The organism is Mesorhizobium sp. M0185 (assembly GCF_040322175.1).
Taxonomy (GTDB): domain Bacteria; phylum Pseudomonadota; class Alphaproteobacteria; order Rhizobiales; family Rhizobiaceae; genus Mesorhizobium.
This window is the reverse complement of sequence record NZ_JAMYSY010000066.1, coordinates 1-24,546: the sequence shown is the minus strand read 5'-3', so window position 1 is coordinate 24,546 and position 24,546 is coordinate 1. Positions and strand designations below refer to the sequence as shown.

The following is a 24,546-nucleotide window of genomic DNA, read 5'->3' as shown; positions in this document are numbered from 1 at the left end:
ATCTGCAATCTCTTCTCTCCAACAGAATGCAGAAATTACTTCGCAGCCGCAGGGTATGGACTCACATGAAAGTCCGCCGCTCTAGCGCTGGGGAGGTATCCTCGGTTGCAAATTTTCTCTGGGGGATATCGCTTGCAATGACGACCGGAGCGATTCGTACGCCTGAGCACCAAGCAGCCTTCGGTATTGGTCTTCGAGACGCTGATTGAAATCGTGGACGGTCCGGATCACCGCAAGCGCCGCATCAGTTGCAACGATTAATTTGGCCCGTCGGTCGTTCGGATCATGCGAACGCCGAACATAACCGAGGCGCTCCAGTTCATCGATCAACTCACCCATCGATGCTTTGCCAATGCCAGCACGCTCTGCGAGGACGCTGGGTCGGGTTCCTTCCGCGTCGATGTTGGCGAATACAGCGCCGTATTTGGGCTTGATTGCCGAATGGCCGCTCTCCCGGAGAACCTGGACCAAAGCGCTCGCCGACGATTGATAAGCATAGAGAAGCAGAGACTGCGTGTATGGCTGATTATCCATCTTTCCAAACTTATATGGTGCCCATATAGTATGGCAACCGAACTATATGACAGGAGATCAGCATGGCTACGGGCAACGTCCGAACTGAAGGGGTGGAAAGTGTCGCGCACAGGCTGATCGAAGCTTGGAATCGTCACGATGCTCGCGCCTTTGCCGCCGTATTCGCGGCAGATGCCGAGTTTACAAACGTCTTCGGTATGCAGGCGACTGGACGTGACAAGATCGAGCAGTTCCATGCCCCAATTTTTGAGAAGATGTTCAAGCACAGCCATCTATCCGCCGAAAGCGTGCGGAACAAGCTTGTTCGCCCTGATGTTGCCACGCTCGACCTGCGGTGGTCCATGACTGGCGCGCTCGATCCGATGGGAAACGAATGGCCGCGTCGGCGCGGATTAATCAGCTTAGTGGCGACGCGGGATCATGATGAATGGTTGATTGCAACGATGCACAATATGGAACTTGGGGACGATCAAATGGCAAAGTCTCAGGAGAAACTTCAAGAGGATAAGTAGGCTCTTCATTCACGTCAGAATCGAAAGCGACAGCCATCCAGCATAGTCAAGCCGATCTGATCGGGCAATGAGATCGAACGGCGGGTCAGGTGATCGGGATTGGCGAGCCATGCTACAGGAGTTGGTGCTGGATGGCCCGTGCGTTGTCCGGTTTGGCCGGCCACAATGGCGCGCCTCATAGCCGGTCGCCTTGGTCTTGCGGGATCTAATGTATGAACGGCTTGGAGCGCTGGCTCTCGCCGGCAGTTCTTGGCGGCGCGGTGATCGCCGGTCGGCTATTCCGCCGCCACGAGTTTGGTTTCCGGCGATATAGCCCGGCTGGCCCGATCGTCCTCGGTCTCTTCCCACCAATCGCCCAGGGCGTCGATGAGCGGCACAAGCTTGAGACCGGGCTCCGTCAGGTCGTAATCCACGTGTAGCGGATAGCCGGCATGCGCTGTTCGCCGCACGATCCCGGCTTCCTCCAGCTTGCGTAGTTCGAGCGCCAGGATGCGGTGCGACACTGTCGGATTGTCACGCCTCAGGTCGCTGAAGCGCTTGGTACCGTCCTTGAGATAATAGAGCAGCAAGGTGGGCCAGCGACCGCTGAGCACACGCATGGTCTCCTCGATCGGGCAGCGTGAGACGACATCTTTCATGGCGGGACCTGGTTACAGAATAGTGCGTAATTTACATGGGGCGACCAGCGTTTAGGGTCAAGTTTCGCTGCGCAGCGTGACCCCTAACATGGAAGAGAGAAAGAAATGGAACCTATTCTCCTTTACGGCTTCCCGCTGGGAAGTTCGATGGGGCCTGTCGCTGCTTTTGAACGCCTCGGACAGCCCTACCGCCTGTGTCGTGTCGACATGCTCGCTGAGATGAAGAACGACGCCTATGCCAGTATCAACGGCCGCCAGGAAACGCCGGTGTTGATCACCGACGAAGGCAGGGTGCTCACCGAGACCATGGCGATTGCCGCCTGGCTCGAAGCCCGCGATACGCAACGCCGTATCAGCTTCGAGCCTCGCTCGCCGGAGGCCGACCGGATGCACCAGCTAATGGCTTTCGTGAACACCGGTTTCACCGCCGCCTTCACCCCGCTCTGCGCCGCATATGAAATGGAATCGGCGGAACCGGTGCTGCTGGCGACCTTGCGTGATTTCGGCCGCAAGGTCGTTACCAACCGCCATGACCAGCTCGAGGCGATGATCCTCGACACGGATTTCCTGGTCGGCGGCCGGCTGACGCTTGCCGATACCACGCTGATCGGCGTGGCGCGCTGGGCGGAGTTCCACCAGGCGGTCGACGGCGCCGCTTATCCCAAACTGGCGGCGCTCCGCCGCCGCATCGAAACCGATCCGGCCGTGCGATACGCACAGGCCATCGAGGGTGGCGAAAAGCCGGCGGGTTCGGGTGCCTGTCTTGGCCATGTCCCGCTGGCCGAAGTGATCGATCGTTTCGCTGCCTAGCTTTTGTCACGCATCTCAGCCGCGCGGCGCCAAAGTGTGGTGCCGCGCGGTGACCGCCCGTGGCTTTGGCCGGGCAGGGCAAACAATCTGTGCCCGATTAGTCAGGTGATCAGGTGGGATGCGTTGACACGCATCCAGTCGGCCAGCGAATCCAGCGTGCCACGCAAGGTTCTACCCAGCGGCGTTACCTCATACTCCACGCGCGGCGGCATCTCGGCATAGACCCTCCGATAGACCAGACCGCGATGTTCGAACAGGCGCAGCTGCCGCGTGAGCTCCTTTTGCGTAATCGGTGCGACGGCCCTCTGGAGCTCGCCGAAGCGGATCGGACAACCGGTGACGATCAGGCGATAAAGAATGGGAATGGCCCATTTTCCCGAAACCAGATTGACGAAATCGATCATCGGGCAACGATCGGTCGTGCCATTTCCGCCTTCGACTGGCGTCACCTCGATGGCTTTTGCCTGCGCCATGAAATTATTTCCTTTAGTACCCATTCGGTGCCTACTATACAAAGCATACTATCGTGTCGACAATGCCATTCTCATCGTCTTTGGGAAGGCAAATCATGGGTCGCCAAATCATGGGTCGCTTGAAAGGCAAATATGCCCTCATTACCGGGGCAACCAGTGGCATCGGTCTCGAAACCGCGCGCCAGTTCCTGGCCGAGGGTGCGACGGTGGCAATCACTGGCAGGAGCCCGTCCGGGCTGAAAGCTGCGCAGCGCGAGCTGGGCGGATTGGCGCAGGTGATCAGGAATGATGCCGGCAACCTCGCCGATCAGCGTGCGCTTGCCGCCGAACTCGCGCAGTGCTGGCCTCGGCTCGACATACTGAACATCAACGCCGGTGATGTGATGCATCAGCCCCTGCAGGATTGGGACGAGGTGGTCTATGACCGTCTGATGCAGACCAATCTCAAGGGGCCGTTCTTTTTGATCCAAGCCCTGTTGCCGATGTTCTCCAACCCGTCATCGATCATCCTGTGCGGTTCGGTCAGTGCCCATATCGGCCTGCCCCAGAGTAGCGCCTACGCCGCCAGCAAGGCTGGCCTCCTGTCGTTGGCGCGCACCCTCTCGGGTGAGATGATCGAGCGCGGTATTCGCGTCAATGGCCTCAGCCCCGGGCCGACCGAGACGCCGGCCTTGGGCAAGCTGGGTCTGCCCGAAGCGGACGAGAAGGCGCTTGGCGATCAGATACGCGCGCTAGTGCCGATCGGCCGGATGGGCAAACCTTGGGAACTCGCCAAGGCGGCGGTGTTTCTAGCATCGGATGAGTCGAGCTTCGTCGTTGGCACGGAACTGCTCGTCGATGGTGGCGTCGGAAATCTATAACCGGGATTTACCATCGTGACCATCGACTTGGCGACAATCACCCCTAAATCGACTACCATAGTGCTTATACGAGAAGTGGCAGCTACGGGCGGCCATCCTGGCGGCGGCCGCCCCGACCCACGGGAGAAAGGTTATGGCCGGCTTTCATGTCATGGCGGACGCACGTGGAATGCATGTACAGCCCACGGTGCGCCGCATCAGCACCGAGGATCTGCTCGATGCGCTCCGTCTCGGCGTAGAGGATTTCTGGGCCAAGCCGTCGCACTACGTGTTCCTGTGCCTGATCTATCCGGTGGTCGGCCTGATCCTGACGCAGTGGACGTCGGGCTCGAACGCCATCCAACTCATCTATCCGCTGATGTCCGGCTTCGCTTTGGTCGGTCCGTTCGCCGCTATCGGCCTTTACGAAATCAGCCGCCGGCGCGAGTTCGGCATGGATACATCCTGGTGGCATGCGCTCGACGTGCGCCACTCTCCGGCGCTGCCCGCGATTGCGGTCATCGGTATCATGCTGGTGGTACTGTTCCTGCTCTGGCTGTTCACCGCGCAATCGATCTACACCAGCCTGTACGGCAATCAGCCTCCGGCCTCTATTGTCGGCTTTATTCGCGAGGTGCTGACGACCAGCAAGGGCTGGACGCTGATCCTGCTCGGCAACCTGGCCGGGTTCGCCTTTGCCGCGATCGTGCTGGCGACGACCGTCGTCGCCTTTCCGCTGCTGCTCGACCGCGACGTCGGCGCGGTCTCGGCAATCGAGACGTCGGCAAGGGCAGTTCTGACAAACCCGCTGCAGATGGCGCTGTGGGGCCTGATGGTCGCCGTGCTGCTGGTCATCGGCTCGATCCCGCTATTTGCCGGGCTTGCCGTCGTCATGCCCATCCTTGGCCACGCGACCTGGCATCTCTACCGCAGGGTGGTCGAACCGGAGCGGGCAGAGCAGGTCAGGCGGCCGATGTAGGACCGATCAGCGTTGCGCGTCGGTTGCCATCTTGACGGCCAGCGCGGTCAGCACCGTGCCCATCATCCAGCGCTGGATCACCAGCCATAGCGGCCGCCCGGCGATGAAGATGGCGATCGAGCCGGCCGTCACCGCGATGATGGCGTTGACGGTCAGGCTGATCGCGACCTGCGTGGCACCGAGCACCAGAAGCTGCGACAGCACGTGGCCCTTGCCGGGGCTGATGAATTGCGGCAGCAGCGACAGATAGAGCACTGCCACCTTCGGGTTGAGCAGGTTGGTCATCAGGCCCATGGCGAACAGCTTGCGCGGTCTGTCCTTCGGCAGTTCGCGGATCTGGAAGGGCGAGCGCCCGCCGGGCTGCACCGCTTGCCAGGCGAGCCACAGCAAATAGAGCGCGCCGGCAACGCGCAGCACATCATAGGCAAAGGGCACGGCGAGCAGCAGCGCGGTGATGCCGAACGCCGCCGACAGCACGTAGAACAAAAAACCGAGCGCCACGCCGCCCAGCGAGATCAGCCCGGCCTTCGGCCCTTGCGACAGCGAGCGCGAGATCAGATAGATCATGTTCGGGCCGGGCGTCAGCACCATACCGAGGCAGACCAGCGCGAAGGCAAGATGGTTGGCGGGTTCAGGCAAGAGCGCATCTCCGGGTGGGGACACTCACCACATGCTTTCATCACCCGCAAGGGCATGACGGCAGGAGCCTTTGCGCCAGTGCGCCGGGGCCCCTGCCTTAGTCGCCAATCCCATCGCCTTCAGCCGACGATGCGCAGGTTCGACAATTCGTTGGCGATTTCCTTGAAATTGTCGGACAGCGTCGCGCCGGTTGCATTCCAGAACAGCTTGGCAGGCTTGCTCGGGTCGGCCGAATCCTTGCGGAAGCGCGAATCCGACGAACACGCCTTCAGCGCATCGATTGCCTTCTTGTCGCCGTGAGGCCGGCGCAGAGCTTCAAGGTGCCGCCGCCGGCATTGTTGTTGGGCAGCGTGACGGTCAGCGCTGTGTTCGCCGGGTCGATACGTGCGAGATTGGTTTCGAAAAATGTCTTGGCGTAGGCCTTGACGTCGTCGTCGCTGGCGCCGGCAACGATCTGCTGGGCGGCGGCGAGGCCGGCCGCATCAAGTGCGTTCAGCGTTTCGTGCTTTTCGCGCAGCAACTCCCCGTAATCGACACTGAGCGCCAGACCGGCCATCAGCGGCACAATGGTGATTGCAGTCATTAACGAGTAGTTGCCACGTCTGTCGTGTCGGAATTCTCCGACTATTGCCTTCAGCATTCCCGCCCGCCCCATTTTTCCCGGACGATGCCATGCATTTTTAAATTTCCGATTGCTAAAATACGTTCAAGGTCGGCACGGTTTTTCAATGCCCGTTAACCACACGTCCTCGCCGGCGTCCCCGGGCGGCAATCTTGCGGGCACAACGAAAGCTGGTGACAGAGCGAAACGCTTCGGTTAATCCGGGCCGGCCGCTACGGACCGTCGGTCGCGGCGCTTGCAAGCATCATGGTACAGGGACAACGGCATGGCGGATTCGCCCGACATCATCGGTTCGCTCGCAGACTTGTCGGGAGCCTATTCAGCCATCCTGTGCGATGTCTGGGGCGTGGTGCACAATGGCGAATGGCATTTCCCGGCGGCGGCTGCCGCGCTGATCGCTGCTCGCGCGGCGAAAATACCTGTCGTGCTGATCACCAATTCGCCGCGTCGCAGCGCCGACGTGGTGGCACAGATGAACGCCATCGGCGTTCCTCCCGCCGCCTACGACCGTGTCGTGACGTCCGGCGACGTTACCCGCGACCTGATCGCCGAAGGGCCGCGAAAGATCTTCCATATAGGCGCCGATCGGGATTTCACGCTCTATGAGGGCCTCGACGTCGAACTCGTCGAGGAGTTCGAAGCATCCGGCGTGGTCTGCACCGGCCTGTTCGATGACGAGGTGGAGAAGCCGGAAGATTATGCCGATCTTCTGCAGAGGCTGCGTGCCAGGAACCTACCCTTCATTTGCGCCAATCCCGACATCGTCGTCGAGCGCGGCGAACGCATGATCTGGTGCGCAGGCGCTTTGGCCCGCGAATACGCACAGCTTGGCGGACGCACGCTGATCGCCGGCAAACCCTACGCGCCGGTCTATGACGTCGCCATGAAGGAGATCGCCGTCATTCTCGGCCGCCCGGTCGAGCGTTCGCAAGTTCTGGCCATCGGCGACGGCATGATGACCGACATCAAGGGCGCGGCCGACAATGGCTTCGACGTGCTCTACGTATCAGGCGGCATCCATGCCCGCGATTACGGTGAGACGCTGCAGCCGGATCCGGCCAGGCTCGCGGCCTTCCTGGAAAAATATGGCTACAGGCCGGTCGCGGTGATTCCCAGGCTGCAATAGGTTCAAGCCATGACGGCAATGTTCGAACGCATTTCCGCAACCGCACCGCTGCCGGCCCATCTGCGCGGCGGCGTGGTGGCTATCGGCAATTTCGACGGCGTCCACCGCGGCCACCAGGCGGTGCTCGAACGCGCGCGCGCCGAAGCGGAGCGTCGAGGCGTACCCGCCCTGGTGCTGACCTTCGTACCGCATCCGCGAAAGGTGTTCAGGCCGGACATGCCGTTGTTCGTGCTGACGCCGCCGCCGATGAAGGCACGGCTGTTGTCGCATCTGGGCTTTGCGGCGCTGGTCGAGCAGCCGTTCACACGCGAGTTCGCCGCCTTGTCGGCGGAGGCTTTCGTCACCGGCGTGCTCGAGCGCAATCTCGGCATAAGCCACGCCGTCACCGGCTTCGATTTCCATTTCGGCAAGGACCGCCAGGGCGGCCCGGCCTATCTGATGGCTGCCGGCGAGCGCCACGGCTTCGGCGTCACGCTGGTGGATGCGTTTCGTGACGAAAGCGCCGAGGTGGTGTCGTCGAGCCGCATACGCACGCTGCTGTGCGAGGGCAATGTGGCCGAGGCCGCCGGTTTGCTCGGCTACCGTTTCACCGTCGAGGCGGAGGTGATCGGCGGCCAGCAGCTCGGCCGGACACTCGGCTTTCCCACCGCAAACATGAGGCTTTCGCCGGAAGCCACCCTCAAGGAAGGGATTTATGCCGTCCGCTTCCGCCGCGCCGACGGTTCGCTTCATGATGGCGTCGCCAGCTTCGGCCGCCGGCCGACGGTCGACGACAATGGCGCGCCATTGCTGGAGACCTTCGTCTTCGACTTTTCCGGCGACCTCTACGGCGAGATTTGTGCCGTGTCCTTCTTCGGCTACCTGCGCTCGGAGGTGAGGTTCGACGGGCTTGACGCGCTGGTCGCCCAGATGAAGCGTGACGAGGCCGAGGCGAAGGCACTGCTCGCCGGCGTCAGGCCGCTTTCCGGGCTGGACGCGGCCATAGCTTTTTAGAGCATGGTCCCGAACCGAAGGTCAGCGAAGCAAAAAGTGGGAACCGGTTTTCCGATTAAGATCATGCTCAACCAGAATTTATCTCTTCAGCGCCAAGCCAAGGGCGATGAAGCTCCAGCCCTGGAAGATCAGGTCGACGGCCAGGAACAGGCCCAGCACCCACACGCTGTTGACCGGCCAGCCCATGGCGATGACCAGTCCCGCCAGTGCGCTGATGATGCCGGCCGCGACCACCCAGCCCCAGCCCGGCTGCGGCCGGTGGCTGTAGCCTACCCAGGCCCTGAGCACGCCTGAGGCAAGCAGCGCGACCGCCAGGAGGAAGGTCAGCACCGTCGAGGCGAGGACCGGATTGTCGAAGGCGAAGAAGCCGGCGACGGCGTAGAGGAGGCCGCTGAGCAGCCAATAGAAGAAACGGCCCCATGTCTTCACGCCGAAGGCATGGATGATTTCGACAATGCCGGCCATCAGCATCAGCCAGCCCACGACAAAGACCGAGGCGACGGTTGCGATGAACAGATTGCCGAAGGCGATGCCGCCGAAGACAAGCAGCAGCACCCCGAGCGCGACGAACCATCCCCATTTCGCCCGCGTCTGGCCAATGGCGTCTTTCATGGCATCGCTGTGCACGGTCATTGCCCTTCTCCCTCAAGGTTGCCTAGCTTCTTTGTTCCGGACGGTAGCGCCGATCGCCTTGCCCGTCCAGCGAGCAGGCTGTGAGCGCCACACTCCCGAGCGATCCGCTAGACCTCCGTTTTTGACCCGAAGCGGCCAAATACCAGATGGAATAATTCGATCATGGGGGGGTGAGCCAGTGCTAAAAGATAACAAGCGGGTTTACGGGCGACCCGTCGTCCCGTGTATTCGCCGCGGCGCAAGTGTAACGAAAATTCCCAGTGCTGGCATTGGCCCTTTATACGATGACGTGTGCTGCTGCTATATGCCGTTTTCTACGCTTGATGAGGCTAGGGAAGCAAAATGAGCGATGCGGACGAACACCTCGATCTGACGGAGATCAACGCCGTCCGCAGGTTGTTGACCTCAAAGCCTCGAACGGTCCGCTGGGACGAACGCCGGGCACGGCTCGACGAAGTCGGTTCGGTGTGGCCAGTCGCGGAGGACATCCGATGCGAGCATGTGGTTTTCGATGGCCTCGAGGGAGAGTGGTCGCTGGCGCCTGAGAGCGACAGGGACAAGATTCTGCTGTTTTTCCACGGTGGTGGCTACTGCTCCGGCTCTCTTAAAAGTCATCGTCGAATGGTGACCGAGGCAGGTCGGGGAATGGGAATGCGCACCCTCGCGATCGACTATCGCCGCGCACCGGAACATCCTTTCCCTGCGCAACATGAAGACGCACTCACCGCATGGCGCTTTCTGAGGCGGCAAAGGCATCGCGCCGGACCGCATCGTGATTGGCGGAGACAGTGCGGGCGGCAACCTTACCATGTGCCTGGTCAGTATATTGCGTGCGGCAGGCGAGCCGTTGCCGCGATGTCTTTGGCTGGTTTCGCCCTGGACGGACCTTTCGATGTCCGGCGCGACACTATCAACCAAGGACGCAATCGACCCTATCATCCACCGGGCGTATTTGGAGGAACTGGCAACGGCCTATGTTCCCAATGGCGTTGGTCGGCGCGATCCGCTGATCTCGCCTTTGTTCGCCGATCTGAGCGGATTTCCCCCAATGCTGATACAAGCCGGTTCGGCCGAGACGCTGATGTCTGACGCAACTCGGCTCGCCGAAGCCGCCGGCGCGGCGGACGTCAAAGTACGTCTCGAAATTTGGCCGCATATGATTCACGCTTGGCCGGTTTGGAATGCGGGGTTGAGCGCCGGTCGCCGCGCTCTTCACGACGCAGGCATGTTTGTCCGCGAATGTTTGTAACCCCTGCCGAGGCAACTGCTATCGTATTCCAAACACTTGATCTGGAATCTTGGTGCGCCAAACAATCGACTGCAACGCGGAACAGGCCGGCCAACGCTGCCGATGTTGCGGATATTAAGTCAAATTTTACCGAACTGGCGCCATGGCTTCAGTCAAGGCTGGTTGTATCGGCCAATGCGTTCGACGTATGGAGTAACGATGCGGTCTGTCCCGACGATCTTGGCCGCATTCATGCTCGGCACCTGCGGCGTTGCCAAGGCCGGCGAGGGCACCTTCGGCTGGCTGTCCGGAGACTGGTACCTGACGGTCGGCGCCACCGGCATGGTTGCTCCGAATTTCGAGGGCGGCAAGAAGTACCTGCTCAGTGCCTCGCCGATCATCTCGCTCGGCAAGGCTGGTCCCGCGGCGCGCTTCACCTCGCGCAACGACAATATTTCATTGGCATTGATCGACGATGGCGGCGTCCGCGCCGGCCTGACAGGCAAGTTCCTGTTTTCCCGCGACGGTGGTGACGCCGACGAATTGAAGGGTCTCGACCCGGTGCGCTGGGGCGGCGAGGCTGGCGGCTTCTTCGAATTCTATCCTTTGGATTGGCTGCGTGCCCGCGCCGAATTGCGGCACGGCATTCGCGCCCATAACGGTTTTGTCGCCGACATCGCCGCCGACGCCTTTTACGATGTGACGCCCGACGTCAGGATTTCGGCCGGACCGCGCGTTTCGTTCGCCTCATCGGACTATTTCGACGCCTATTACGGCGTTGATGCCAAGGAGTCCCTGGCCTCGGGACTTAGCGAATATCATCCCGGCGGCGGGGTGAAGTCGGCGGGCCTGGGCGGCGCGGTGACCTGGAAGGTGACCGAGCCGATGACGGCCAGTCTGTTCGGCGAATATTCCCGCCTGATAGGCCCGGCCGCCGATTCCAGCCTGGTCAAGGAGCGCGGCTCCAGGGATCAGTTCATGATCGGCGTGTCTACGACCTATCGCTTCGATTTCTCGATGTGATGTCGCAGGTTACATACTGCGCGCAGCCGCATGGCTCAGGCGACTATGCCGTAGGCGATGCGGTTGGGTTCCTCTTCCACAAGCATCGCACCTGTTTCGGATTGTAGGAGATTGATGGGCGCCTCGTTGAGCACCCGACTTCGCTTGCGCAGCCAGCGCTGCGCCCTTTCATAGTTGCCGAAAACACGATCCGCCATCGTTGAAATACGAAGTCGCAGGGCGCGTTCGGACTCAGTAATCGTCAGAGTCACATTTCGTTCTTTCCGGCGCGCTAACTGTGAAATGTAAACCGCAGTTGGTACATGCTCTTAGGAGGAAGCATCAGAGTTCGGGCTTTTCAATAGGGCCGGCCTCGTTTAAAAGCCCGGTCATGACGCACTTTATCAGCGCATTCGCGACTGCGATACGAATTACAGGCCCGGTGTTCCGGGCGGTCTGACCGCCGCCGGAGCCGCCGGGAATCTTGCGCGCGGCCTCTCGCGCTTTTTCCAGATCATGATAGTTCAACGCCCGGGCTCTTTTGCCGCCGGCAACGCATATGGCAGACGAATGACTGATACTGAGACCGCCGAGACGATCGATTATTCCAAAACGCTCTACCTGCCGCAGACGGATTTCCCGATGCGCGCCGGGTTGCCGGAAAAGGAACCGCTGCTGGTCAAGCGCTGGCAGGACATGGACCTTTACCGCAAGTTGCGCGAAGACGCAGTCGGCCGCGAAAAATACGTGCTGCACGACGGCCCGCCCTACGCCAATGGCAACATCCATATCGGCCACGCACTGAACAAGATCCTCAAGGACGTCATCACCCGCTCGTTCCAGATGCGCGGCTATGACTCGAACTATGTACCAGGCTGGGATTGCCACGGCCTGCCGATCGAATGGAAGATCGAGGAGCAGTACCGCGCCAAGGGCAAGAACAAGGACGAGGTGCCGGTCAACGAGTTCCGGCAGGAATGCCGTGAGTTTGCGGCGCACTGGATCAAGGTGCAGGGTTCCGAATTCCAGCGGCTCGGCGTCGTCGGCGACTTCGACAATCCCTATACGACGATGGCTTTCCATGCCGAGGCGCGCATCGCCGGCGAGCTGCTGAAATTCGCCATGTCCGGCCAGCTCTATCGCGGCTCCAAGCCGGTGATGTGGAGTGTGGTCGAGCGCACCGCGCTGGCCGAGGCGGAGGTCGAATACCAGGACTATGAGTCGGACACGATCTGGGCGAAGTTTCCGGTCGTCAGCCTCGCTCGCCAGGTCATCAACATCAAGGATGGGCAGCCAGCCCTTGATCCCAAGCTGACGCAGACGTCGCTCGATCTGCTTGATGCCAACGTCGTCATCTGGACGACGACGCCGTGGACGATCCCCGGCAACCGCGCCGTCAACTACTCGCCGCGCATCAACTATGGTCTCTACGAGGTTACGGCGGCCGAGAACGCCTTTGGTCCTCAGCCCGGCGAAAAGCTGATCTTTGCCGAGAAGCTTGCGGACGACGCTGCCGCGAAGGCCAAGGTCACTCTGAATCGGCTTCGCAGCGTTGGCGCCGAAGAGATTGAAAACCTTACGCTTTCGCATCCCCTCAAAGCTCTGGGTGGCGGCTACGATTTCCCCGTGCCGATGCTCGCCGGCGATCACGTCACCGACGATGCCGGCACCGGTTTCGTCCACACCGCGCCGGGACATGGCCGCGAAGACTTCGACGCCTGGATGGATGCTGCCTCTGATCTTCGCCAGCGTGGCATCGACACCGCGATCCCCTTCACCGTCGACGATGCCGGCTTCTTCACCAAGGACGCGCCGGGCTTCGGCCAGGACCGCGAGGGTGGAGCGGCGCGCGTCATCGACGACAATGGCAAGAAGGGCAACGCCAACCAGGCTGTCATCGACGAGCTGATCAAGCGCAACGCGCTGTTCGCGCGCGGCCGCCTGAAGCACTCCTATCCGCATTCCTGGCGCTCGAAGAAGCCGATCATCTTCCGCAACACGCCGCAATGGTTCGTCTATATGGACAAGGAGCTTGGCGACGGCACGACGCTGCGCAGCCGCGCCCTGAAAGCCATCGACGATACCCGCTTCGTGCCCGCCGCCGGCCAGAACCGCATCCGCGCCATGATCGAGGAGCGCCCCGACTGGGTGCTGTCGCGCCAGCGCGCCTGGGGCGTGCCGATCGCCGTCTTTGCCGATGCCGACGGCAATGTGCTGCGCGACGAGGCAGTCAACCGGCGCATCATGGACGCCTTCGAGAAAGAAGGCGCCGACGCCTGGTTCGCCGCCGGCGCCAAGGAGCGGTTCCTCGGCAATCCCGATGCCTCGAAATGGCAGCAGGTTATGGACATCCTCGATGTCTGGTTCGATTCAGGCTCGACGCATGCCTTCACGCTTGAGGACCGGCCCGACCTGAAATGGCCGGCCGACGTCTATCTCGAAGGCTCCGATCAGCATCGCGGCTGGTTCCACTCCTCGCTGCTCGAAAGCTGCGGCACCAGGGGCAGGGCGCCCTACGACACCGTCGTCACCCATGGCTTCACCATGGATGAGGAGGGGCGGAAAATGTCGAAGTCGCTCGGCAACACCGTCGTGCCGCAGGACGTCATCAGGCAGTCCGGCGCCGACATCTTGCGGCTGTGGGTGGTGACGACCGATTATTGGGAGGACCAGCGGCTCGGCAAGAACGTGCTGCAGACCAATATCGACGCCTACCGCAAGCTGCGCAACACCATCCGCTGGATGCTGGGCACGCTCGCCCACGACGATGGCGAGGAGGTGCCGCTGGATAGGATGCCTGAACTGGAGCGGCTGATGCTGCACCGGCTCGCTGAACTCGATGAGGTCGTACGCTCGGGCTACGACGCGTTCGAATTCAAGCGCATCACCCGCGCGCTGCTCGACTTCATGGTGGTAGAGCTGTCGGCCTTCTATTTCGACATCCGCAAAGACGCGCTTTACTGCGAAGCGCCTTCCAGCGTGAAGCGCAAGGCTTCCGTGCAGGTGGTGCGCCATCTCTTCGACTGCCTGGTGAAATGGCTGGCGCCGATGCTGCCCTTCACCATGGAAGAGGCTTGGCTCGACCGTCATCCGGATGCGGTCTCCGTGCATCTCGACCAGTTCCCGGAAATCCCGGCGGACTGGAGGAACGAAGCGCTGGCGGAGAAGTGGCGCAAGGTTCGGCAGGTTCGCCGTGTCGTCACCGGGGCGCTGGAAATTGCCCGCGCGCAGAAGGTCATCGGCTCTTCGCTGGAAGCGGTGCCGGTCGTTACCCTCGACGATGCCGTGCTCGAAGCGGCGATCGCCGATGTCGATATGGCCGAGATGGCGATCACCAGCGATCTGGTAATCGTGCACGGCAAGGCGTCGGCGGGCAGCTTTACCCTCGACGACGTCAAGGGCGTCGCCGTGGTCGTCGAGAAGGCGGAGGACCGTGGCCTGGTGAAGTGCGCGCGCTCCTGGCGCTACACCGCCGATGTCGGCTCAGATCCGGAATTCCCGGATGTTTCGGCCCGTGACGCCGCTGTTCTGCATGAGCTGAAGGCTTTGAGCCGTCTTTAAGGCGGTGCACAAATGCCACGGCGGGCGGCCGATCGGCCCCCGCGCGTTGCCCTTAACGAGTGGTTGAGGTAAACACGTGAAACTCCGGACGACAAATTGTCGCCGGAATTCCGTCGGAAGAGCATAGGCGATGGGGACCGGACCTTTCTTTGGCCGGCGGCAATCGAGAGGCTGTCTACAGTGGGACTTTTTGGCATGACCGAGAGAACTTACGCGCGCGTTGCGCTGCTGGCGCCGCTTGTCGTATCGGGCCTCGCTTTGTCCGGCTGCATGGGCTCGCCCACTTACGGGACAGACAAGACCGCGGGCGCGCAGCTTGCCGGCGACCTCACCGGGGCTTTTTCCTTCGCACCCAAGCGCAAGGATAGTATCGACTACAAGCCGCGCCCCACGCTGGTGAAGCCAGGGCCGGGGCAGAAGGAAGTCTTGCCGCCGCCGCAGGAAAGCATCGAGACGGCAAGCGCCGAATGGCCCGAATCGCCGGAGCAGCGCCGTGCCCGCCTGCGCGCCGATGCCACTCTGCATCAGGACGACCCGGCCTACCAGGCGCAGGTCATCGATGACGTGCAGACGGATCCGGCGTCGGTCAAGGCCGCGCTGAAGCAGTCGGGCTCGAGCCACCCGCCAGCCTGGACTCCGGCCGATTCGGACAAGAGCCGCGCCGCGGAAATCATGCGCCGCCGGGCTGAAGGCAAACAGGGCGACCCGACCACCCGCAGATATCTGAGCGAGCCGCCGGTGCAATACCGCGCTGCCGCCGCCACCGCGCCGCAGGGTGACCTCGGCGAGGACGAGTACAAGAAGGAACGCCGCCTCAAGAGGGAGGCGGCCGCCAAGAGTAAGAGCGGCGGCATGTTCGACTGGCTGCCCTGGTAGGCTGACGGCGCCAGAGACGTTCTTGCCCTGGATTGGCTGGCTGGATTGGCTGACTTGGATTTGGACCGTCTGCCGGACCAGAAAATCAGGGTCCGCGTCGCTCGCGAAAAAAGTCCTTCAGCAATGCTGCTGCTGCGTTCTCGGCCATGCCCGGATAGATGTCGGGCACATGGTGGCAGGTCGGTGACGTGAAGAAGCGAACTCCGTTGACCACTGCGCCGCCCTTCTCGTCGGCAGCGCCGAAATAAAGCCGGCGCAGCCTGGCGAAGGAGATGGCGCCGGCACACATGGCGCACGGCTCCAGCGTCACATAGAGATCGTGGCCGCTGAGCCGCTCGCTGGAAAGCTTGCGGCAGGCCTCGCGGATCGCCAGCATCTCGGCATGGGCGGTCGGATCGGCGAACTCGCGGGTGCGGTTGCCGGCACTCGCAACGACCGTATCGCCGCCGACGACGACCGCGCCAACCGGCACTTCGCCACGCTGGGCGGCGGCTTCGGCTTCTTTCAGCGCCAGCGCCATGAAATCCTGCCGCTTCACGCGGTTCCCATTCCGATTATCTCCTCGCCACTAGAGCGCGATCCTGTTACTACCCGCGCAAACGAGCAAAGGCCACATGGACGACAAAAACAAGAAATTCCCGCGCAAGGCCGGCCCGAAGCCGGCGGGGCCGCGTGGTCGCGATGGCGCTCCCGACAAGGGCGGCAAGCCGCCCTTCGGCGCCAAAAAACCTTACGCTCCGCGCGGCGACCGGCCGGCGGCGGCCGAAGGCGAACGGCCGAAGCGCGACTTCAAAGGCGGCGACAGGCCGTTCAGCAAAGGGCCGCGTCCGGAAGGCAAGCCTTATGAACAGCGCGAGGGTCCACGCAAGCCTTATGCGCCGCGCGGCGACCGGCCGTCAGCTGCCGAAGGCGAGCGGCCGAAGCGCGACTTCAAAGGCGGCGACAGGCCGTTCAGCAAAGGGCCGCGTCCGGAGGGCACGCCTTATGAAAAGCGCGAAGGTCCGCGCAAGCCTTACGCACCGCGCGGCGACCGGCCAGCAGCTGCCGAAAGCGAGCGCGGCGAGAGGCGTTTCGACCGTCCCAAGCGTGATTTTGGCGATCGTCCGCAAGGGGCACAAAGGGCACAGGCGGCATCGGAAGGCGGCTTCAAGCCGCGCCCGCGTCGCGTCGAGGCAACGGAAGAAGCCGGCGAACGCATTGCCAAGCGGCTGGCGCGTGCCGGCCTGGCCTCGCGCCGCGACGCCGAGGAACTGATTGCGGCCGGCCGCGTCAAGGTCAATGGCAAGGTGTTGTCCTCGCCGGCCTTCAACGTCATGCCCGGCGACATCATCCATCTCGACGGCATGGAGATCCCGCCGATCGAGCGCACCAGGCTGTTCCTGTTCCACAAGCCGGCCGGCGTGGTCACGACAAACCGCGATCCCGAAGGCCGCAAGACCGTCTTCGACGTGCTGCCGCCTGGGCTGCCGCGGCTGATGACCATCGGCCGGCTCGACATCAACACCGAAGGCCTGCTGCTGCTCACCAATGATGGCGGCCTGTCGCGCGTGCTCGAACTGCCGGCGACCGGCTGGCTGCGACGCTACCGCGTGCGCGTCCACGGCAAGGTCGAGGAAAGCGCGCTTGCCGGCCTGCGCGAAGGCATTGCCGTCGACGGTGTCTTTTACGGCGCCATCGAAGCGACGCTCGACCGCGAGCAGGGCTCGAACGCCTGGCTGACACTCGGCCTGCGCGAAGGCAAGAACCGCGAGGTCAGGAACATCCTGGGCGCGCTCGGTCTCGACGTGACGCGGCTGATCCGTATTTCCTACGGGCCGTTCCAGCTCGACGATTTACCGGAAGGCCATGTACTGGAGATCAAGGGCCGCGTGCTGCGCGACCAACTCGGCGAGCGTCTGGTCGAAGAATCCGGCGCCAATTTCGACGCCGATATCGCCAAGCCGTTTTCCAACAAGCCGGTCAGGCGTGAGCGCGAGGAGGAGCCCGAGCGGCCGAAATTCACCCGCGACGGCGAACGCCGGCCGATCGGCGAGGGCGGCCTGATCAAGAACCGCAAGCGGCGCGAGGGCAGCCGCGACGAAGCGCTCGGCAAGCTGTCGACAAGCCCTGACAGGAGCTTTGGGCCAAAAAAGAGCTTTGGCGAGCGTGGCCCCAGACCTGAACGCAGCGACTTCGGGGACAAACCCCGTGGCGACAAGCCTCGTGGCGGCTTCGGTGGGAAAAAATCCGAACGCGAGCAGCGGCCGATCGAGCCGCCGGGCCAGCGCAAGGCCAATGTCTGGATGGCGCCAGGCGCACGGCCGATCGGCAAGGGCAGGGCGGAGGCAGACGCCGCCAAGGCGGCAGAAATCAAGGCGCGCAAGGCATCGTTCAAGCCGTCTTACGGCAAGCCCGGCGGCAAGCCGCAAGGCGGCGGTGCAAAGCCGTTCGGCAAACCGCGCGGCGAGCGCCCGGATGGCGGTGGCGACCGGCCGCGCGGCGGCCCGAAAGGAAGCAATGCGGATCGTCGGCGGTGAGTTTCGCGGGCGTCCGCTGGCGACGCCCCGCACCTTTGCCATCCGCCCGACCACCGACCGCACGCGTGAGGCGGTCTTCAACGTGCTGGCGCATCGCTTTCCCGAAAGACTGGACGGCGCGCGCGTGCTCGACCTGTTCGCCGGCACCGGCGCGCTCGGCCTCGAAGCGCTGTCGCGCGGCGCCTCCTACGCTGTCTTCATCGAGGAATCCGCCGAAGGGCGCGGCCTGATCCGCACCAATGTCGAGGCCTTCGGCCTCACCGGCTGCACCAAGATTTTCCGCCGCGACGCGACGGGCTTGGGCGAGGCGGGCACCATCGCCGCATTCGGCCTGGTCTTCGCCGATCCGCCCTATGGCAAAGGCCTTGGCGAACGCGCGTTGCGCTCGGCCAAGGCCGGTGGCTGGCTCGCCCCCGGCGCGCTCTGCGTCGTCGAGGAAGCGGCGGCGGCGCCGTTCGAGGCAGGGCCGGGCTTTTCGGTTGTCGACGAGCGCAACTATGGCGAGACGGTCATCCGGTTCATCGAGGCCGCCTGAGTTCGGCTTCCACGATGGCGCCTTCAAAATGACGAACAATTCGTTTTGCCTCGACCAGCAACCCCGCCTATCGTCCCACTACAAACCGGAGCCATCTATGACATTTCAGGCTGAATGGCTGCGCGGAACGCTCTTGGGACTGGCTCTGGTGATGGCCGCGCCGGCTCTGGCGGATAACAATCCTGACGATGGCGTCGTGACCGATTTCCTGCTCGACAACGGCATGGAGGTCGTCGTCATCCCCGATCACCGCGCCCCCATCGTCACCCATATGGTCTGGTACAAGATCGGCAGCGCCGACGAGCCGCCGGGCAAGTCCGGCATTGCCCATTTCTTCGAGCATCTGATGTTCAAGGCGACCACCAACCATGCGGCGGGCGAGCTCGACCGTGCCGTCGCCGCCATCGGCGGCTCGGACAACGCCTTCACCTCCTACGACTACACCGCCTTTCACGAGACGGTGGTGCCGCAGGCGCTCGGTGAGATGATGGGCTTCGAGGCCGACCGCATGCGCAATCTCATCCTCAACGACGACGTCATCAAAACCGAGCGCGACGTCATCCTCGAGGAGCGCCGCTCGCGCATCGATAGCAATCCGCAGGCAGTGCTCGACGAGGAGATCGACGCCACGCTGTGGCAGAACCAGCCATATCGCATTCCGGTCATCGGCTGGATGCAGGAGATGGAGAAGCTGAACCGCACCGACGCGATGGCCTTCTACAACAAATACTATACACCCAATAACGCCGTGCTGGTGGTGGCCGGCGATGTCGAACCGGAAACGGTCAAGGCGCTGGCCGAAAAGACCTATGGCAAGATCGCGCGCGGCCCGGACCTGCCGCCGCGCATCCGACCCGTCGAGCCCGAGCAGAACACCAGGCGCACGGTGACGCTGACCGACGGGCGCGTCAGCGTGCCGAGCTTTACCACGCAATGGGTGGTTCCGTCCTATCACACGGCAAAGCCCGGCGAAGGCGAAGCGCTCGACGTGCTGTCCGAAATCCTCGGCGGCGGCAACCGCAGCCGGCTCTACCAGGAGCTTGTCGTCAGGCAAGGCATCGCCGCCGAGGCCGGCGCCTTCTTCCAGGGCACCATGCTCGACGACACCAATTTCACCGTCTACGGCGCGCCGCGCGGCGATGCCAAGCTTGCCGACATCGAGGCCGCGGTCGACGCCGAGATCGCCCGCATCGCGAAAGACGGCGTCACCAGCGACGAGCTGGAAAAATCCAAGGACCGTTTCGTACGCTCGATGATCTTTGCCCGCGACAAGCAGGAAGACATGGCCAACATCTACGGCTCGACGCTCGCCACAGGCGGTAACGTCCAGGACGTCCAGCAATGGCCGGACCGCATCCGCAAGGTCACCGCCGACCAGGTCAAGGAAGTCGCTGCCCGCTATCTCAATCTCGACCACGCAACGACCGGTTATTTGCTTCCCGAAACCCAGGCTGGGAATTGATTTGATGATGAGCTTGAGAGTTGGCGCTGCCCCTCACCTGCCTGCCGGCATCCTCTCCCCGTATAGGGACGGGGAGAGGGGCGCCGTCATCGACGGTTTCGCCAATCTTCAGCGTTTGCAGAGCGAGCGCCGGGATAGCGGCCAGCCCCTTCTCCCCGTCACTATACGGGGAGAAGTGCCCGGCAGGGCGATGAGGGGCGGCGCCGACCTTGGCAATTGGCACGCCGGCGCTCTTCTAGCAACCCTGTTCCTCTCCCTTCTCTTTCTCCTCCTGCCGGCGCTTTCCGCTCGCGCCGCCGTGAACATCCAGAAGGTGACCTCGTCGAAGGGCATCACCGCCTGGCTGGTGGAGGACTATTCGGTGCCGATCGTCGCCATCCGCTTCGTCTTCGATGGCGGCGCGACGCAGGATCCGCCCGGCAAGGAAGGGCTTGCCAATCTGATGAGCGGCCTGTTCGACGAAGGTGCCGGCAAACTCGACAGCGAGGCCTTCCAGATCAAGCTTGACGATGTGGGCGCCGAGATGAGCTTCGATGCGCAGCGCGACGGCATCTACGGCTCGATGCGCATGCTGGCCGAGCAGCGCGACGGCGCCTTCGACCTGTTGCGGGTGGCGGTCAACCAGCCGCGCTTCGACCAGGTGCCGATCGACCGCATCCGCTCGCAAATCCTGTCCGGCATCATCGCCAACGAGCGCGATCCCGATACGCTCGCCCAACGCAAATGGCTGGACGCGATCTACGGCAGGCATCCCTATGCGCGGCCCGACCAGGGCACCAGGCAAAGCATCGCGACGATTACGCCGTCCGATCTCAGCGCCTTCCACAAGGCGAATTTCGGCCGCGACGGCTTGCATATCGCGGTGGTCGGCGCCATCGACGCCGAGACGCTGAAGCAGAAGCTCGACCTGGTGTTCGGCAGCCTGCCGGAAAAGCAGGCGCTTACGCCCGTTCCCGACATCGACCTGAAGCTCGGCCAGCAGCTCGAGGTCGTTTACGACCAGCCGCAGGCCTCGCTGCAACTCGCCTATCCCGGCGTGAAGCGGAATGCGCCGGATTTCTTCGCCGCGGTGCTGATGAACGAGATCCTCGGCGGCGGCACCTTCACCTCGCGGCTGTTCGACGAGGTGCGCGAGAAGCGCGGCCTGGCCTACAGCGTCAGCTCCGACCTCGTCGACCACCAGCATTCCGAGGCGCTGTCCATCACCACCTCGACCCGCGCCGACAGGGCGGCCGAGACGCTGGCCGTGGTGCGCGACGTGGTCAAGCGCATGGCCGAGGAGGGGCCGACCGAAGCCGAGCTGGCGGCGACCAAGAAATACATGATCGGTGCCTATGCCATCAACAATCTGAATTCCTCGGGCGCGATCGCCTCAACGCTGCTCGAGATCCAGCTCGGCAAGCTCGGCATCGACTACATGCAGCGCCGCGCCGCCCTGATAAACGCGGTGACGCTGGACCAGGTGAAAGAGGTGGCGAAAAAGCTGCTCTCCGCCGAGCCGGCCGTCATGGTGGTCGGGCCGAAGCTCGGCGCGGCCAACAAGGGATGAGCCCTAGCTTCGGCATCGCCTTTGGCGGCGGCGGGGCGCGTGGGCTGGCGCATATCCATGTCATCGAGGTGCTGGACGAGCTGGGCATCAGGCCGGCGGCAATCGCCGGCTCGTCGATCGGCGCCATCATGGGCGCCGGCATGGCCTCGGGCATGACCGGCAAGGACATCCACGACTATACGCGCTCGATCCTCGGCCGCCGCGCCGAAGTGGCGACGCGCATGTGGCGGGCGCGGCCCGGCACTTTTGCCGAAGCGTTGCAGGGCGGCTTGCGGGTCAGCCAGTTCAATGTCGAGCGCATCCTCAAGGCGTTCCTGCCCGACGCCATTCCCGAAACCTTCGCCGAATTGAAGATACCGCTGAAGGTGACGGCAACGGACTTTTATGGCCACAAGCTCGCCGTGTTCGACGAAGGCGAGCTGCATTCGGCGCTGGCCGCTTCGGCGGCGATCCCGGCGGTGTTCCGTCCGGTGATGCGCGACGGCAGGCTGCTGATCGACGGCGGCATCTACAATCCCGTGCCGTTCGACCTGATCGAGCTCGACGCCGACATCATCATCGCCGTCGACGTGGTCGGCGCGCCGACCGAGGCGGGCCGCAAATTCCCGACCTCCGTCGACCTGATGTTCGGCGCCACGCAGCTGATGATGCAGTCGATCATCGCCAGCAAGCTGAACCAGAGCCGGCCCGACATTCTGATCCGGCCGGCCGTCTCGAAATACCGGGTGCTCGATTTCATGAAGGTCGAGGCGCTGATGGCCGAGACGGTGGCGATCAAGGACGAGCTGAAGCGCGAGATCGAGAAGGCGGTCGAGGCCCGCGCCAAGGCCGAAGCCAGCAAGCGCACGAACCGTCTCGGCGGATGACCGTAATCAAGCGTCCGGCGTCAACGCTCGCTGGACCATGAGCGTATCCTTCGTAAGTGGCGCGGATCAGCTCGCGATTGGCGGCCATCTCAGCCCCACTTCATCTCGCCGGTGGCAACCTTGGAGCCGATGTCGAGCGCAACGCCCATGCCGAGGCCGGGGAAGCGGGCTTCCATGGCGCTCTTCAGTGCGGCCGCGTCCTTGGCCTTGGCCAGTTCTTCCTCGAAGGCGATGAGATAGGTCTTGGTGTGCTCGACGCCTGAAAGGTCCGTAGCGGCCTCAGGCGTCATGTGCCCGGGCACGACGATTGCCGGCTTGCGCGCCGCGATCTTTTCGAGATTGGCGAGCCAGGCGGCGCGCAGTTCTCTGGTCGGCGTGTCGGCGGTCCAGACATGCACGCCGGCAAAGATCATCACCCCGCCGAACACCGCATTCAGCGACGGCACGAAGAGATAGCGCCGGTTGGCGAGGCCTTCCGCGGCGACGATCTCGATGGTCTCGCCATCGACGCTGAGCGTCTGGCTGTCGAATGCTTCGGGGATGACGACGTCGGCCAGCGCCTGCGGGCCATTCTCCTTGAGTTGCGGCCCCCAGACGGCGAGCTTCTTTTCGACATTGCCGTTGATGGCGGCCACCGTCTCGGCTGCAGCGATCACCCGTGCCTGCGGGAACGCCTGCTTGATCGGCTTGAGGCCGAAATAATAGTCCGGGTCGGACTGGCTGACATAGATGGTGGTGAGCGTCTTGCCGGTCGCCTTGATCGCCTCGGCCACGGCCCGGCCGTCGGGGTAAGTGAAACCGCCATCGATCAGCACGGTTTCGGTGGCGCCGGAGACCAGCACCGGGGCGCGGAAGAAGCCGTTTTGCCCGGCGGGGAAATGTTTCCAGGAAAGCCCGCCGGCCGCATGGCCAAGCCCGGCGGGAGCAAAGACCGCCGCAGCGCCGGCGGCGAGGGTGGTTTTCATGATGGCTCTCCGTGTGAACATGGATGTCTCCTGGGAATGCGGAACTCGGCGGCGCGCAGCCTCGATGCCCGCAAGATGGCAAAAGCGGAATGCGTATTGAAGGCCGACAAAATAGACGTAATGTATGCCATTGCCTGACAATGAGACTGCCTCTGCCATGAGCGAAGCATGAACCTGAACCGGCTGGCCTATTTCGCGGCGGTGGTCGATGCCGGCTCGTTCACGCGGGCCGCCGAGCGGCTGGGCATCACCAAGGCGGTGGTCAGCCAGCAGGTGGCGCGGCTGGAGCGCGATGTCGGAACGACGCTGCTGATCCGCACGACGCGGCGCGTCCATCCGACCGAGGCTGGCCGAACGTTCCATGCCCGCTGCCTGCAGGTCCTGCAGCAGGCCGAGGATGCATTCGACGAGCTCGCGCAGGCCGCCGCCGAGCCGACCGGCACGCTGCGCATCGCCGCGTCCAACGACTACGGCACATCGGCGGTGGTGCCGGTGGTCGCCGCCTTCAGCGCGCGCTATCCCGCCTGCCGGGTGGAGCTGACGCTGGGCGACGAGACGATCGACCTGGTTTCCGGCCACATCGACGTGGCCATCCGCGTCGGCTGGCTGGCCGATTCCAGCCTGCAGGCCCGGCGCATCGGCACCTTCCAACAATTCATGGTATGCGGCGCCGGCTTTGCAGGCCGGTTCACCGCCGGCGAACCGCAAGACCTCGCCGGGCTGCCCTTCGTCGCCAACATGGCGCTGCGCGAACCGCTGCTATGGCAATTTTCGCGCGGCGACAACGAGCAGCAGGCCGTGCGCATGCAGGCAACAATTTCGATCGACGCAACGCCGGCAGGGCTGGCAGCGGTCCGCGCCGGCGCCGGCCTGTCGGTGCTGCCGGACTTTTTGGTGCGGGACGAACTGGCCGCCGGGCGGCTGGTGCAGATCCTGCCCGAGTGGCGGCTGCCCTCCGGCGGCATCTACACAGTCTACCCCGCCGCCCGCTTCCGCCCGCCCAAGGTGACGAGGTTTGTCGAGATGCTGATCGCGGCCGTGCAGAAGGTAGAGGCAGGCGGGCGGGGGCGGTAGCTTGGGTGAGGCGCTGATGGCCGAAGCTGCGATCTCCCCCCTGTTTGGACCGGAGACATCGCGAACAGGTGTGCGAGGACATCGCGAACAGTGCTCCATGCTATCTCTCGACGA

General features: G+C 63.3%; 25 protein-coding genes and 1 pseudogene. 16 read left to right on the top strand and 10 right to left on the bottom strand.

The genetic code is table 11. The features are described 5' to 3' along the window. Positions 1-81 precede the first annotated feature (81 nt). Entirely contained in the window at positions 82-534 is a 453-nt protein-coding gene (locus tag NKJ20_RS30760; RefSeq protein ID WP_352749243.1) for a MarR family winged helix-turn-helix transcriptional regulator, read from the bottom strand. Positions 535-596: 62 nt separating this feature from the next. On the opposite strand from NKJ20_RS30760, the gene NKJ20_RS30755 reads away from it, so the two are divergent. Further along, complete coding sequence (locus NKJ20_RS30755; protein ID WP_352749241.1) at positions 597-1,046, top strand: SgcJ/EcaC family oxidoreductase; 450 nt, start codon at positions 597-599, stop codon at positions 1,044-1,046. 275 nt (positions 1,047-1,321) lie between these two features. Here the strand turns inward: NKJ20_RS30755 and NKJ20_RS30750 are convergent, their stop codons facing one another. After that, complete coding sequence (locus NKJ20_RS30750; protein WP_352749240.1) at positions 1,322-1,684, bottom strand: winged helix-turn-helix transcriptional regulator; 363 nt, start codon at positions 1,682-1,684, stop codon at positions 1,322-1,324. A 105-nt stretch (positions 1,685-1,789) separates the two neighbouring features. Here NKJ20_RS30750 and NKJ20_RS30745 point away from each other — a divergent pair, with 105 nt between their 5' ends. Next, the gene (locus NKJ20_RS30745; protein WP_352749237.1) at positions 1,790-2,494 is read left to right on the top strand and encodes a glutathione S-transferase family protein; all 705 of its coding nucleotides are present in this window, start codon (positions 1,790-1,792) and stop codon (positions 2,492-2,494) included. A 101-nt stretch (positions 2,495-2,595) separates the two neighbouring features. On the opposite strand, the gene NKJ20_RS30740 is transcribed toward NKJ20_RS30745, so the two are convergent. Then, complete coding sequence (locus NKJ20_RS30740) at positions 2,596-2,967, bottom strand: winged helix-turn-helix transcriptional regulator (RefSeq protein WP_352749236.1); 372 nt, start codon at positions 2,965-2,967, stop codon at positions 2,596-2,598. 110 nt (positions 2,968-3,077) lie between these two features. On the opposite strand from NKJ20_RS30740, the gene NKJ20_RS30735 reads away from it, so the two are divergent. Together NKJ20_RS30735 and NKJ20_RS30730 are read left to right on the top strand one after the other, a co-directional pair. Continuing rightward, positions 3,078-3,827, top strand: coding sequence for an SDR family oxidoreductase (locus NKJ20_RS30735; RefSeq protein ID WP_352749248.1), 750 nt, complete (start codon positions 3,078-3,080; stop codon positions 3,825-3,827). A gap of 133 nt (positions 3,828-3,960) precedes the next feature. Beyond that, positions 3,961-4,785: a DUF2189 domain-containing protein gene (locus NKJ20_RS30730; RefSeq protein WP_352749234.1), complete on the top strand. Its 825-nt coding sequence runs from the start codon at positions 3,961-3,963 to the stop codon at positions 4,783-4,785. 6 nt (positions 4,786-4,791) lie between these two features. Here NKJ20_RS30730 and NKJ20_RS30725 read toward each other — a convergent pair whose 3' ends face one another. Both NKJ20_RS30725 and NKJ20_RS30720 read right to left on the bottom strand, forming a co-directional pair. After that, positions 4,792-5,424 carry a LysE family translocator gene (locus NKJ20_RS30725; protein WP_352749231.1) on the bottom strand — a complete coding sequence of 211 codons (633 nt, stop codon included), beginning with the start codon at positions 5,422-5,424 and terminating at the stop codon, positions 4,792-4,794. Positions 5,425-5,692: 268 nt separating this feature from the next. Then, a complete protein-coding gene (locus NKJ20_RS30720; RefSeq protein WP_352749228.1) occupies positions 5,693-6,064 on the bottom strand; it encodes a pilus assembly protein TadG-related protein in 372 nt (123 codons plus the stop codon). 247 nt (positions 6,065-6,311) lie between these two features. Here NKJ20_RS30720 and NKJ20_RS30715 point away from each other — a divergent pair, with 247 nt between their 5' ends. Continuing rightward, on the top strand, positions 6,312-7,172 hold the full coding sequence (locus NKJ20_RS30715) for a TIGR01459 family HAD-type hydrolase (RefSeq protein WP_352616848.1): 861 nt from the start codon (positions 6,312-6,314) through the stop codon (positions 7,170-7,172). A gap of 9 nt (positions 7,173-7,181) precedes the next feature. Continuing rightward, a complete protein-coding gene (locus NKJ20_RS30710; protein ID WP_352541594.1) occupies positions 7,182-8,165 on the top strand; it encodes a bifunctional riboflavin kinase/FAD synthetase in 984 nt (327 codons plus the stop codon). Between the two features lie 78 nt (positions 8,166-8,243). Here the strand turns inward: NKJ20_RS30710 and NKJ20_RS30705 are convergent, their stop codons facing one another. After that, positions 8,244-8,798 (bottom strand): HdeD family acid-resistance protein, encoded by a 555-nt coding sequence (locus NKJ20_RS30705; protein WP_352453471.1) that lies wholly within the window; start codon positions 8,796-8,798, stop codon positions 8,244-8,246. Positions 8,799-9,140: 342 nt separating this feature from the next. Between NKJ20_RS30705 and NKJ20_RS30700 the strand changes: the two are divergent. Next, a pseudogene (locus NKJ20_RS30700) lies at positions 9,141-10,047 on the top strand (alpha/beta hydrolase). Positions 10,048-10,245: 198 nt separating this feature from the next. Continuing rightward, entirely contained in the window at positions 10,246-11,049 is an 804-nt protein-coding gene (locus NKJ20_RS30695) for a MipA/OmpV family protein (RefSeq protein WP_352749225.1), read from the top strand. A gap of 35 nt (positions 11,050-11,084) precedes the next feature. Here NKJ20_RS30695 and NKJ20_RS30690 read toward each other — a convergent pair whose 3' ends face one another. Together NKJ20_RS30690 and NKJ20_RS30685 are read right to left on the bottom strand one after the other, a co-directional pair. Then, positions 11,085-11,300, bottom strand: coding sequence for an antitoxin Xre/MbcA/ParS toxin-binding domain-containing protein (locus NKJ20_RS30690; protein WP_352749222.1), 216 nt, complete (start codon positions 11,298-11,300; stop codon positions 11,085-11,087). Between the two features lie 70 nt (positions 11,301-11,370). Next, the gene (locus NKJ20_RS30685) at positions 11,371-11,556 is read right to left on the bottom strand and encodes a hypothetical protein (RefSeq protein WP_352749219.1); all 186 of its coding nucleotides are present in this window, start codon (positions 11,554-11,556) and stop codon (positions 11,371-11,373) included. Between the two features lie 42 nt (positions 11,557-11,598). Between NKJ20_RS30685 and ileS the strand changes: the two genes are divergently transcribed. Continuing rightward, positions 11,599-14,589: an isoleucine--tRNA ligase gene (gene ileS, locus NKJ20_RS30680; RefSeq protein WP_352749216.1), complete on the top strand. Its 2,991-nt coding sequence runs from the start codon at positions 11,599-11,601 to the stop codon at positions 14,587-14,589. 195 nt (positions 14,590-14,784) lie between these two features. Further along, positions 14,785-15,465 carry a hypothetical protein gene (locus NKJ20_RS30675; RefSeq protein ID WP_352458053.1) on the top strand — a complete coding sequence of 227 codons (681 nt, stop codon included), beginning with the start codon at positions 14,785-14,787 and terminating at the stop codon, positions 15,463-15,465. 85 nt (positions 15,466-15,550) lie between these two features. On the opposite strand, the gene NKJ20_RS30670 is transcribed toward NKJ20_RS30675, so the two are convergent. After that, entirely contained in the window at positions 15,551-16,003 is a 453-nt protein-coding gene (locus NKJ20_RS30670; RefSeq protein ID WP_352479909.1) for a nucleoside deaminase, read from the bottom strand. A 76-nt stretch (positions 16,004-16,079) separates the two neighbouring features. On the opposite strand from NKJ20_RS30670, the gene NKJ20_RS30665 reads away from it, so the two are divergent. From NKJ20_RS30665 to NKJ20_RS30645, 5 genes are all read left to right on the top strand, one after another. Then, positions 16,080-17,981 carry a pseudouridine synthase gene (locus tag NKJ20_RS30665; RefSeq protein WP_352453463.1) on the top strand — a complete coding sequence of 634 codons (1,902 nt, stop codon included), beginning with the start codon at positions 16,080-16,082 and terminating at the stop codon, positions 17,979-17,981. Continuing rightward, positions 17,962-18,516: a 16S rRNA (guanine(966)-N(2))-methyltransferase RsmD gene (rsmD, locus tag NKJ20_RS30660; protein WP_352749213.1), complete on the top strand. Its 555-nt coding sequence runs from the start codon at positions 17,962-17,964 to the stop codon at positions 18,514-18,516. The genes NKJ20_RS30665 and rsmD overlap by 20 nt, the downstream gene beginning before the upstream one ends. Before the next feature lie 97 nt (positions 18,517-18,613). Next, complete coding sequence (locus NKJ20_RS30655) at positions 18,614-19,978, top strand: M16 family metallopeptidase (RefSeq protein ID WP_352749210.1); 1,365 nt, start codon at positions 18,614-18,616, stop codon at positions 19,976-19,978. A gap of 190 nt (positions 19,979-20,168) precedes the next feature. Continuing rightward, on the top strand, positions 20,169-21,527 hold the full coding sequence (locus NKJ20_RS30650; protein ID WP_352749245.1) for a M16 family metallopeptidase: 1,359 nt from the start codon (positions 20,169-20,171) through the stop codon (positions 21,525-21,527). Next, positions 21,524-22,393: a patatin-like phospholipase family protein gene (locus NKJ20_RS30645; protein WP_352749208.1), complete on the top strand. Its 870-nt coding sequence runs from the start codon at positions 21,524-21,526 to the stop codon at positions 22,391-22,393. The genes NKJ20_RS30650 and NKJ20_RS30645 overlap by 4 nt, the downstream gene beginning before the upstream one ends. 89 nt (positions 22,394-22,482) lie before the next feature. Here the strand turns inward: NKJ20_RS30645 and NKJ20_RS30640 are convergent, their stop codons facing one another. Next, positions 22,483-23,379: an MBL fold metallo-hydrolase gene (locus tag NKJ20_RS30640; protein WP_352749206.1), complete on the bottom strand. Its 897-nt coding sequence runs from the start codon at positions 23,377-23,379 to the stop codon at positions 22,483-22,485. Positions 23,380-23,526: 147 nt separating this feature from the next. Here NKJ20_RS30640 and NKJ20_RS30635 point away from each other — a divergent pair, with 147 nt between their 5' ends. Then, positions 23,527-24,432 (top strand): LysR family transcriptional regulator, encoded by a 906-nt coding sequence (locus NKJ20_RS30635; RefSeq protein ID WP_352749203.1) that lies wholly within the window; start codon positions 23,527-23,529, stop codon positions 24,430-24,432. Positions 24,433-24,546: the final 114 nt, after the last annotated feature.

Excerpts from the sequence above, each read along its gene's own strand:
- NKJ20_RS30735 (WP_352749248.1), top strand. The coding sequence starts at position 3,078 with ATGGGTCGCTTGAAAGGCAAATATGCCCTCATTACCGGGGCAACCAGT.
- NKJ20_RS30640 (WP_352749206.1), bottom strand. The coding sequence starts at position 23,379 with ATGTTCACACGGAGAGCCATCATGAAAACCACCCTCGCCGCCGGCGCT.
- NKJ20_RS30695 (WP_352749225.1), top strand. The coding sequence starts at position 10,246 with ATGCGGTCTGTCCCGACGATCTTGGCCGCATTCATGCTCGGCACCTGC.
- NKJ20_RS30675 (WP_352458053.1), top strand. The coding sequence starts at position 14,785 with ATGACCGAGAGAACTTACGCGCGCGTTGCGCTGCTGGCGCCGCTTGTC.
- rsmD (WP_352749213.1), top strand. The coding sequence starts at position 17,962 with ATGCGGATCGTCGGCGGTGAGTTTCGCGGGCGTCCGCTGGCGACGCCC.
- NKJ20_RS30645 (WP_352749208.1), top strand. The coding sequence starts at position 21,524 with ATGAGCCCTAGCTTCGGCATCGCCTTTGGCGGCGGCGGGGCGCGTGGG.
- NKJ20_RS30745 (WP_352749237.1), top strand. The coding sequence starts at position 1,790 with ATGGAACCTATTCTCCTTTACGGCTTCCCGCTGGGAAGTTCGATGGGG.
- NKJ20_RS30655 (WP_352749210.1), top strand. The coding sequence starts at position 18,614 with ATGACATTTCAGGCTGAATGGCTGCGCGGAACGCTCTTGGGACTGGCT.
- NKJ20_RS30635 (WP_352749203.1), top strand. The coding sequence starts at position 23,527 with ATGAACCTGAACCGGCTGGCCTATTTCGCGGCGGTGGTCGATGCCGGC.
- NKJ20_RS30710 (WP_352541594.1), top strand. The coding sequence starts at position 7,182 with ATGACGGCAATGTTCGAACGCATTTCCGCAACCGCACCGCTGCCGGCC.
- NKJ20_RS30755 (WP_352749241.1), top strand. The coding sequence starts at position 597 with ATGGCTACGGGCAACGTCCGAACTGAAGGGGTGGAAAGTGTCGCGCAC.
- NKJ20_RS30650 (WP_352749245.1), top strand. The coding sequence starts at position 20,169 with ATGAGGGGCGGCGCCGACCTTGGCAATTGGCACGCCGGCGCTCTTCTA.
- NKJ20_RS30730 (WP_352749234.1), top strand. The coding sequence starts at position 3,961 with ATGGCCGGCTTTCATGTCATGGCGGACGCACGTGGAATGCATGTACAG.
- NKJ20_RS30760 (WP_352749243.1), bottom strand. The coding sequence starts at position 534 with ATGGATAATCAGCCATACACGCAGTCTCTGCTTCTCTATGCTTATCAA.
- NKJ20_RS30665 (WP_352453463.1), top strand. The coding sequence starts at position 16,080 with ATGGACGACAAAAACAAGAAATTCCCGCGCAAGGCCGGCCCGAAGCCG.
- NKJ20_RS30715 (WP_352616848.1), top strand. The coding sequence starts at position 6,312 with ATGGCGGATTCGCCCGACATCATCGGTTCGCTCGCAGACTTGTCGGGA.
- NKJ20_RS30720 (WP_352749228.1), bottom strand. The coding sequence starts at position 6,064 with ATGCTGAAGGCAATAGTCGGAGAATTCCGACACGACAGACGTGGCAAC.
- NKJ20_RS30705 (WP_352453471.1), bottom strand. The coding sequence starts at position 8,798 with ATGACCGTGCACAGCGATGCCATGAAAGACGCCATTGGCCAGACGCGG.
- NKJ20_RS30740 (WP_352749236.1), bottom strand. The coding sequence starts at position 2,967 with ATGGCGCAGGCAAAAGCCATCGAGGTGACGCCAGTCGAAGGCGGAAAT.
- NKJ20_RS30750 (WP_352749240.1), bottom strand. The coding sequence starts at position 1,684 with ATGAAAGATGTCGTCTCACGCTGCCCGATCGAGGAGACCATGCGTGTG.
- ileS (WP_352749216.1), top strand. The coding sequence starts at position 11,599 with ATGACTGATACTGAGACCGCCGAGACGATCGATTATTCCAAAACGCTC.